Consider the following 7,859-nt stretch of genomic DNA (forward strand, 5'->3'; position numbering starts at 1 on the left):
GTATTCCGGATGCCATTGCACGCCGACGGCGAAGGCGCGGGCGTCCCGCACCGAAACCGCCTCGACCGTGCCGTCGGTGGCGACGGCCTCGACCTGCAGCTTCGAACCGAGCCGGTCGATCGCCTGGCGGTGCAACGAATTGACCTTGATGTCGCCGGCACCGAACACACCGGCCAGGCAACTGTCAGGTTTGATCGAAATGGTCTGGTGGATGGCGAAGCGTTCGTCCTGCTTCTCGCTCACCGGCGCGCGGTGATCGAGCGAACCCTCGCGCTCCTGGATCTCGGTGCCGAGCGTGCCGCCCAACGCCACGTTCAGTTCCTGGATGCCGCGGCAGATGGCGAGCAGCGGCACGCCGCGTTCGATCGCCCGGCGGATCAGCGGCAGCGTCGTGGCGTCGCGCGCCGGATCATAGGGGCCATTGGCTTCACTGGCGTCGCCGCCATAGAGCGAGGGATGCACATTGGATTTCGAGCCGGTGACCATGACGCCGTCGACCGACGACAGGAGTTCGTCGAAATCGAGCCGGTCGCCGAACGATGGCACCAGCACCGGGAACACGCCGGCGCCGGTGATCGCCGCTTCCAGATATTGTTGTGGGGCGGCGTGCCAGGTGTAGTTGTCGAACTGACGGACGTCGGTCGATATGGCGACGAGCGGCTGATGCATTTGGGCTCTGTGTTCCATTTGGGCAAGGGATACCTGCCTTCAAAATAGGCGATCCCACGTTATTTTTCCATGCCAAGTTTCGGCGTGTCGCATGGGCCACGAAACGGCCTGTTAGACTATAGTTGCAGTGCAGCCGGGCTTCGCCGTCAAATGGGGCCGGCCTGCTGGACTCGACTTCTTGCCTGTGTATTGTCTCGAACGAACCGACACGGAAACCGAGGATTTTCTGACGTCGGCCTGTTGATCCAAAAGGGAGGAACTTCATGGATCGTCGTTCATTCATTCGCAAGGCCGGTGTCACCGGCGTCGGTGCCGCGGCGGCGGCGGCCACGCTGGCGGCGCCTGCAATCGCCCAGTCCAATCCCAAGGTGACATGGCGGCTGGCGTCGTCCTTCCCGAAGTCGCTCGACACCATCTATGGCGGCGCCGAGGTGTTCTCGAAGATGCTGTCGGAAGCCACCGACGGCAATTTCCAGATCCAGGTTTTTGCTGCCGGTGAGCTGGTGCCTGGCCTGCAGGCCGCCGACGCCACCACGGCCGGCACGGTCGAGGCCTGCCATACGGTGGCATATTACTACTGGGGCAAGGACCCGACATGGGCGCTCGGTGCGGCGGTTCCCTTTTCGCTCAACGCACGCGGCATGAATGCCTGGCATTACCATGGTGGCGGCATCGACCTGTTCAACGAGTTTCTCGCCACGCAGGGCCTTTTCGGCCTGCCGGGCGGCAACACCGGCGTGCAGATGGGTGGCTGGTTCCGAAAGGAAATCAACACGGTGGCCGACCTTTCCGGCCTCAAGATGCGAATCGGCGGTTTTGCCGGCAAGGTGGTGCAGAAACTCGGCGTCGTGCCGCAGCAGATCGCCGGCGGCGACATCTATCCGGCGTTGGAAAAAGGCACCATCGACGCGGCCGAATGGGTCGGCCCCTATGACGACGAGAAGCTCGGCTTCTACAAGGTGGCGCCCTATTATTACTATCCCGGCTGGTGGGAGGGCGGCCCGACCGTCCACCTGATGTTCAACAAGGCGAAGTACGAAGAGCTTTCGCCAACGTACAAGTCGCTGCTGCACACTGCCGCGCAGGCGGCCGACGCCAACATGCTGCAGAAATACGATTATCTGAACCCTGCGGCGGTGAAGCGGCTGGTGGCCGGCGGCGCGAAACTGCGCCCGTTCAGCCAGGAGATCATGGCCGCCTGCTTCGAAAAGGCCAACGAGGTCTATACCGAAATGGAAGCTTCCAACGCCCCGTTCAAGAAGATCTGGGAATCGATCAAGGGCTTCCGCAAGGAGCATTATCTCTGGGCACAGGTGGCCGAATACAATTACGACACCTTCATGATGGTCCAGCAGCGCAACGGCAAGCTGTAGTCGTTTGTACTTCTGCTCAAAAGCTCTCTGGGCGGACCCCGCTTAGAGAGCTTTTCTGTATATGCCGGGAGGCGAAGCCGGCGGTTCAGCCGCGGCGCGGCACCACCAGAACCTTGACCTCGCCGGGCGCCGGCGGATTGGCGATCACCGCTGGCGCTTCTTCAAGCGACACCTGCCTGGAGATCAGCCTGTCGATCTCGACCGCACCGGAAGCGATGAGTTCGGCGGCGCGGCGATGGGTGTAGGGATTGAGGAAGGAACCGAGCACCTTCAGTTCCCGGAACAACAGGTCGAACGGCTCGAATTCCGCTTTCATGCCTTGCGGCGTCACGCCGACAATGACGACCGTGCCGCCGGCTCGGGCCAGGCGCATGGACTGCTCGACGGTCTCTCGCACGCCGGCGCATTCGAAGACGACGTCGACGCCACCTGGCGCCAGACCGGCCGGTCCGGCGATCGCATCGATGACATCGGTGGCTGTCGGATCGATCGTCGCTGTCGCGCCGAGGTCCTCGGCGAGGGCGCGCCGCGAAGCCTGCCTGGTCGACAGGATGATGGTCGTGGCTCCCGCCAGTCTTGCCAGCTGCACGGTGAGCAGGCCGATCACGCCGCCGCCAAGCACGACCACCGAGCTGCCCGGTTTGATACCGGCAAGGTCGACGCCGTGCAGGCAACAGCCGAGCGGCTCGCAGAAGGCACCGTGCAGGGGGTTCAGGCCTGCAGGCAGGACGAAAGCCTGCTTCTGCGGCAAGGCAAGATATTCGGCAAAGCCGCCGTCGCGATGAATGCCGATCGCGCACAGATTGCTGCAGAGATTGACTTGTCCCGCGTGACAGTGTGCGCAGCGCCCACAGGCTATGTTGGGGTCGCCGGTAACACGATCGCCGATGGCAAAACCCGAGACCGATGTTCCGATCGCCTCGACGATGCCGGAAAACTCATGGCCGGGCGTCACCGGTGGCGTGCAGGGAAATTCACCGTGAAACAGATGCCGGTCCGTGCCGCAGACGCCGCAGGCTTCGATGCGCACCAGTAGCTCATCCGCACCGATGTCAGGCATGTCGACGTCGCGCAGCGTGATGCCGCCCACTGCTTCCAGCCGCACCGCTTTCATGGTCTTGACCATGCCGGTTCAGTTGAAGCTTGGCGGTTGCGACAGGTCGGGCTGTGGCGCTGCCGGCTTTGCCGGTGTCGGATCGCCGAAACTGGGCGGTTGCGAAAGGTCAGGAGCGGCCGGCGCCGTGGCGCCACCAGCGGGCGCCGCTCCATCCGCCGGCGGCGTGCCCAGCGGCGACAGGCCGGGCACCTCCGGTACCTTGTAGTCGATGGTGCCCGGATCGACGGTCGTTCCCTTGTAGTGCATCACCATTTGCGGGAAGGCGATGGTCAGCCCGATCATGATCACCTGGATGCAGACAAAGGGCACCGCGCCCCAATAGATCTGGCCGGTCGTCACCGGCGCGATTTGTTTGCCGGTGAGACGATCGAGATAGGGCACGCGCGCGGCCACCGAACGCAGATAGAACAGCGCGAAGCCGAAGGGCGGGTGCATGAAGCTGGTCTGCATGTTGACGCCCAGGAGCACGCCGAACCAGATCAGGTCGATACCGAGCTTGTCGGCGGCGGGCGCCAGCAGCGGTACGATGATGAACGCCAGTTCGAAGAAATCGAGGAAGAAGGCGAGGAAGAAGACGAGCATGTTGACGCCGATCAGGAAGCCGACCTCGCCGCCCGGCAGCGACGTCAAAAGGTGCTCGACCCAGATGTGGCCGTTGACGCCGTAGAAGGTCAGCGAGAACACCCGTGCGCCGATCAGGATGAACAGCACGAAGGACGACAGCCTTGTCGTCGAGGCCAGTGCCTGCTTAACGACGTCAAGCGACAAGCGCCCCTTGGCCGCCGCCATGAACAAGGCGCCGACCGAGCCCATGGCGCCGCCTTCGGTCGGCGTGGCGATGCCCAGGAAGATGGTGCCCAGCACCAGGAAGATCAGCGCCAGTGGCGGGATCAGCACGATGATCACCTGCTGCGCTAGCCTGGACATCATGTTGAAGTTCAGGCGCTTGTCGGCAATGGCGACGATGTAGATGAACAGCACCCCGGCAGTCGCGCCAAGAATGTCGGCATTGTCGCCATGCGCCGGCGCCAGATAACGATATGCCGCGTAGGAAACCGCCGATGTGACCAGCAAAGCCACCAGCAGCGACATCACGCCATGGCCAAGTGTACGGGCCTCGAGCGGCAGCGCCGGCATCGAGTTCGGCCGGATGATCGACATGATCAGGATATAGGACATATAGAGGCCGGTGAGCACGAGGCCCGGGATCAACGCGCCCGCGTACATATCGCCGACCGAGCGGCCGAGCTGGTCGGCAAGCACGATCAGCACCAGCGACGGCGGGATGATCTGGGCAAGCGTGCCGGAGGCGGCAATGACACCGGATGCGAGCCGGCGGTCATAGCCATAGCGCAGCATGATCGGCAGCGAGATCAGGCCCATGGCGATGACGGAAGCCGCCACCACGCCGGTGGTCGCCGCTAAAAGCGCGCCGACGAAGATCACGGCGTAGGCGAGGCCGCCGCGGATTGGCCCGAACAGCTGGCCGATCGTGTCGAGCAGGTCTTCGGCCATGCCCGACCGCTCGAGCACGATGCCCATGAAGGTGAAGAACGGGATGGCCAGCAGCGTGTCGTTCGACATCACCCGGCTGCCGTAGAAATTATCCGGCAATGCGTGCAGGAGCGGCCAGGCGAGGTTGATCGATCCTCCGGAATAGGGAGACAGCAGCACGCCGATGAAGAAGAACATCAAGCCGTTGGCGGCCAAGGAAAAAGCGACGGGGTAGCCGATCAGCAGGAAGATGATCAGCGAAGCGAACATGATCGGCGCCATGTTCTGCGCGATGAACTCCATCACGAACGCACCTCGTCGGCCAGCGCCTTGGCTTCGAGTTCGGCCTGCTCATGCACCGATATGAAGGGATTGGGGTCGTCCATGTCTCCGCGCATGATGGCGATCTTCTTGATGATCTCGGAGATGCCCTGCAGCGCCAGCAGGAAAAACCCGACGAGCAGGATGGCCTTGGCGGGCCAGATGATCAGGCCGCCGGAATTGTTGGACATCTCGCCGCTGCGAAACGACAGCGACACATAAGGAACGAAATAGATCACCATCAGCGTCACGAACGGCATCAGAAAAAAGACATGCCCGAAAAGGTCGATCCAGTGCTGCACGCGGCGTGGAAACAGGCCGTAGACGACGTCGATGCGGATATGTTCGTTCTGCTTCAGCGTATAGGCGGCGGCCAGCATGAAGGCGGCGCCGAACAGATACCATTGCAGCTCGAGCCAAGCGTTCGAGGATATGTCGAACACCTTGCGGATAATGGCGTTGGCGGCGCTCACCAGGATCGCCAGCAGGATCAGCCACGATATCCATTTGCCGATGAACTCGTTGGCGCGATCAATAGTCCTGGATAGAGCGAGAAGCCCTGCCATGCATTCCTCCCTTGTACCGGAGGCGTGCCGGCTTCCCCCTTTTTGTCCGTCACGCCACGTGGTCCAACGGTATGCCGCGCGTGGACTGACGGGTCAACAAGGATAGAGGCAGCGAATATCATCGCATCGCAGACAGTGCCCAATACCGGCGATCTGCCCTCGCGTCATGCAACCAAAGTCTGACGTTTTCAGGCGATTTTGCCGGTGTCGCGGCCGGCGCCGATCAGGATCAGCGTCGTGACCAGGAACAGGTACATCCACGCGTCGCGCCACTCGACCGGGAAGTAGCCGGCCCACAGCGATTCGGCCATGCCGAAGACGGCCGCGCCGAGCGCCGCGCGCGGTGGCGAGAGATAGCCGCCGACCGCCGTCACGAACAGGATCTTCAGTCCGTAGACGAGGCCCGAGCCGAAGCTGACATTGCCGTAATAGAGCCCGGCCATGACACCGGCCAGCGCGGCGCAGAAGCCGCCGAACAGCACCGCGTGCCGGAACACCGCGCGTACGTCGACGCCGCACATCGCGGCAGCCTTGGGGTCGTCGGAGACGGCGCGCCAGCACCGTCCGAAGCTCGACCGGGCAAAAGCCCAGCTTGCCAGCGCGATTGCCGCCACCACCACGGCGCAGTCGATAAGCTGGATGAGCGTCAGCGTTGCCTTGAAGGTCGCGCCCTGCGCGAAAACGATGGGCTGCGCCAGCATCGGCGGCAGCCACAGATCATGCGTGTCGGCGGCGATGCGGCTCGCTTCGGACAGCAGCAGCAGGATGCCGAGCGTCGTCACCACGATTGCATTGGGCGTGCGGTCGGCCAACGGTTCGAAGACACTGCGCGACAGCACGTGGCTGATCAGCGCGGCATAGAGGAACGCAGCGACGACGCCGAGCGCCACCGCCGCCAGCAGCGTCAGCCACAGCACCTGATAGCCGAAGGCCGCGGTCAGGATCATGGTCTGGCCGCAAAAGGCGAACAACGCGCCATAAGCGAGATTGGTGCGGTGCAGGATGCCGTTGGTCAGCACATAGCCAAAGGCGAGCAACGCATACAGCGCGCCCGAATGCAGCCCGTTCAGCACCTGCTGGAAGAAATAGAGCATGCAAAACCTCGAAGCATGCCGCCCAAAAGTGCGAAGCGGTCCTGGCCAACAGCATGCTCAAAAGGCTGCGGAGACCACCGCATCCCGGAGTGAGGTTGCATCGCTGAATCTAACTTGTCAAATACGATTTATCGGTTAGATTTTCGCCATGACGGTATCATGGACCCCGCACCGCTTCACCGGCGGCCTGCTTGCGCTCGACACGGCGAACACCGTCGTGCTGCGCGGCGATCCGGAGCGGACGTTCGACCGCTTCGAAGATCCGGCCGAGATTGCTCGCTTCGCCGACGCGGCGAGCCGCTTTCGCGCCGCCGAGCTTGGCGAAAGGCCGCTGGCGGTATCCTCAGCGGTGGCGATCGCACCCGTCGTGCTGTCGATCCGCGAGGCGACGGACCGGCTGTTTCGTGGAGCGGTGTCGAAGGGCGCGGTCGCCACCGCTGATCTGCCCGGATTCCTGAGCGCCTGCGCCGAGGGTCTTGCCGGCAGCCGGACCGAGATCGGTGTGCCGGGAAGGCCGTTCGGTGATCCCCTGACGCCGATCGCCTTCGAGGCGGCGCTGGCGGTTTCGGCGCTATCGCTTCTGCGCGACGATACCGTCGCAAGGCTCAGGATCTGTCCCAACTGCACCTGGCTGTTCGTCGACAGAAGCCGCAATTCCAGCCGCCTATGGTGCGACATGGCGGTGTGCGGCAACCGTCAGAAGGCAAGCCGTCACTATCGCCGTCGTCGCATGGCGGAAAATGAGGTCAAGAATGCGTAGCGGCCTTTCCCGTTCGATCCTTGTTGGCGCGGCGCTCATCGTGGCCGTTGCGCTCGGCGCCTGCCGCGACACCGGCGACGCCGAAGGCAAGCTGTTCGAGATTTCCGGCAAGATATTCGTTTTCAACTACCGCCTCGCCAGGGCGACTTATGTGGTGACCCTGCGGCCGCTGAAGCCGATGGGAGAGGGCCAGGTGGCGGTCGCCAGCTTCCAGGATCCCGCCGGCGGCGCACCTCTGGTGGTCGAGCAGAAGGTCTGGCCGAAGCTCGACAAGGTGACGCTGGAGAGCCCGGCACTGACCTGCGTCGTCAAGAACAAGCCCTATGCGATTGCCATCAGCATCAAGGGCGCCGACGGCGCGGTCCTGCAGAAGATCGACACCACGCTGATGTCGACGGAAGACCAGTCGATCCTGCCCGACCGGCCGCTGGTCATCGACCAGCTCTACACCGCCAATCCCGATCT

At 63.3% G+C, this 7,859-nt stretch carries 8 protein-coding genes; 3 read left to right on the plus strand and 5 right to left on the minus strand.

The features are described 5' to 3' along the window. The coding region (locus ENZ75_RS13570) for a gamma-glutamyl-gamma-aminobutyrate hydrolase family protein (protein WP_164887809.1) at positions 1–669 on the minus strand (669 nt) is incomplete at its 3' end. A 263-nt stretch (positions 670–932) separates the two neighbouring features. Here ENZ75_RS13570 and ENZ75_RS13575 point away from each other — a divergent pair. Continuing rightward, the gene (locus ENZ75_RS13575; protein ID WP_013528215.1) at positions 933–2,042 is read left to right on the plus strand and encodes a TRAP transporter substrate-binding protein; all 1,110 of its coding nucleotides are present in this window, start codon (positions 933–935) and stop codon (positions 2,040–2,042) included. A gap of 85 nt (positions 2,043–2,127) precedes the next feature. Here ENZ75_RS13575 and ENZ75_RS13580 read toward each other — a convergent pair whose 3' ends face one another. The 4 genes from ENZ75_RS13580 to ENZ75_RS13595 all read right to left on the minus strand — a co-directional run bounded on the left by ENZ75_RS13580 (position 2,128) and on the right by ENZ75_RS13595 (position 6,634). Further along, positions 2,128–3,156: a zinc-dependent alcohol dehydrogenase family protein gene (locus tag ENZ75_RS13580; RefSeq protein ID WP_063170440.1), complete on the minus strand. Its 1,029-nt coding sequence runs from the start codon at positions 3,154–3,156 to the stop codon at positions 2,128–2,130. Positions 3,157–3,174: 18 nt separating this feature from the next. Further along, a complete protein-coding gene (locus tag ENZ75_RS13585) occupies positions 3,175–4,959 on the minus strand; it encodes a TRAP transporter large permease subunit (protein WP_174299056.1) in 1,785 nt (594 codons plus the stop codon). Beyond that, complete coding sequence (locus ENZ75_RS13590; RefSeq protein ID WP_013528212.1) at positions 4,956–5,540, minus strand: TRAP transporter small permease subunit; 585 nt, start codon at positions 5,538–5,540, stop codon at positions 4,956–4,958. The genes ENZ75_RS13585 and ENZ75_RS13590 overlap by 4 nt, the downstream gene beginning before the upstream one ends. 188 nt (positions 5,541–5,728) lie before the next feature. After that, on the minus strand, positions 5,729–6,634 hold the full coding sequence (locus tag ENZ75_RS13595) for a branched-chain amino acid ABC transporter permease (RefSeq protein ID WP_063169837.1): 906 nt from the start codon (positions 6,632–6,634) through the stop codon (positions 5,729–5,731). 148 nt (positions 6,635–6,782) lie between these two features. Here ENZ75_RS13595 and ENZ75_RS13600 point away from each other — a divergent pair, with 148 nt between their 5' ends. Together ENZ75_RS13600 and ENZ75_RS13605 are read left to right on the plus strand one after the other, a co-directional pair. Then, on the plus strand, positions 6,783–7,394 hold the full coding sequence (locus ENZ75_RS13600) for a CGNR zinc finger domain-containing protein (protein WP_063169838.1): 612 nt from the start codon (positions 6,783–6,785) through the stop codon (positions 7,392–7,394). Next, on the plus strand, positions 7,387–7,859 hold a 473-nt coding region (locus ENZ75_RS13605), incomplete at its 3' end, for a hypothetical protein (RefSeq protein WP_128278139.1). The genes ENZ75_RS13600 and ENZ75_RS13605, both read left to right, overlap by 8 nt.

The organism is Mesorhizobium sp. M7A.F.Ca.CA.002.04.1.1, assembly GCF_004022805.1.
In the GTDB taxonomy this organism is placed as follows: Bacteria; Pseudomonadota; Alphaproteobacteria; order Rhizobiales; family Rhizobiaceae; genus Mesorhizobium; species Mesorhizobium ciceri.

Bases quoted from the DNA above. Each gene is read 5' to 3' on its own strand.
- ENZ75_RS13575 (WP_013528215.1), top strand. From the start codon at position 933: ATGGATCGTCGTTCATTCATTCGCAAGGCCGGTGTCACCGGCGTCGGT.
- ENZ75_RS13580 (WP_063170440.1), bottom strand. From the start codon at position 3,156: ATGAAAGCGGTGCGGCTGGAAGCAGTGGGCGGCATCACGCTGCGCGAC.
- ENZ75_RS13590 (WP_013528212.1), bottom strand. From the start codon at position 5,540: ATGGCAGGGCTTCTCGCTCTATCCAGGACTATTGATCGCGCCAACGAG.
- ENZ75_RS13595 (WP_063169837.1), bottom strand. From the start codon at position 6,634: ATGCTCTATTTCTTCCAGCAGGTGCTGAACGGGCTGCATTCGGGCGCG.
- ENZ75_RS13600 (WP_063169838.1), top strand. From the start codon at position 6,783: ATGACGGTATCATGGACCCCGCACCGCTTCACCGGCGGCCTGCTTGCG.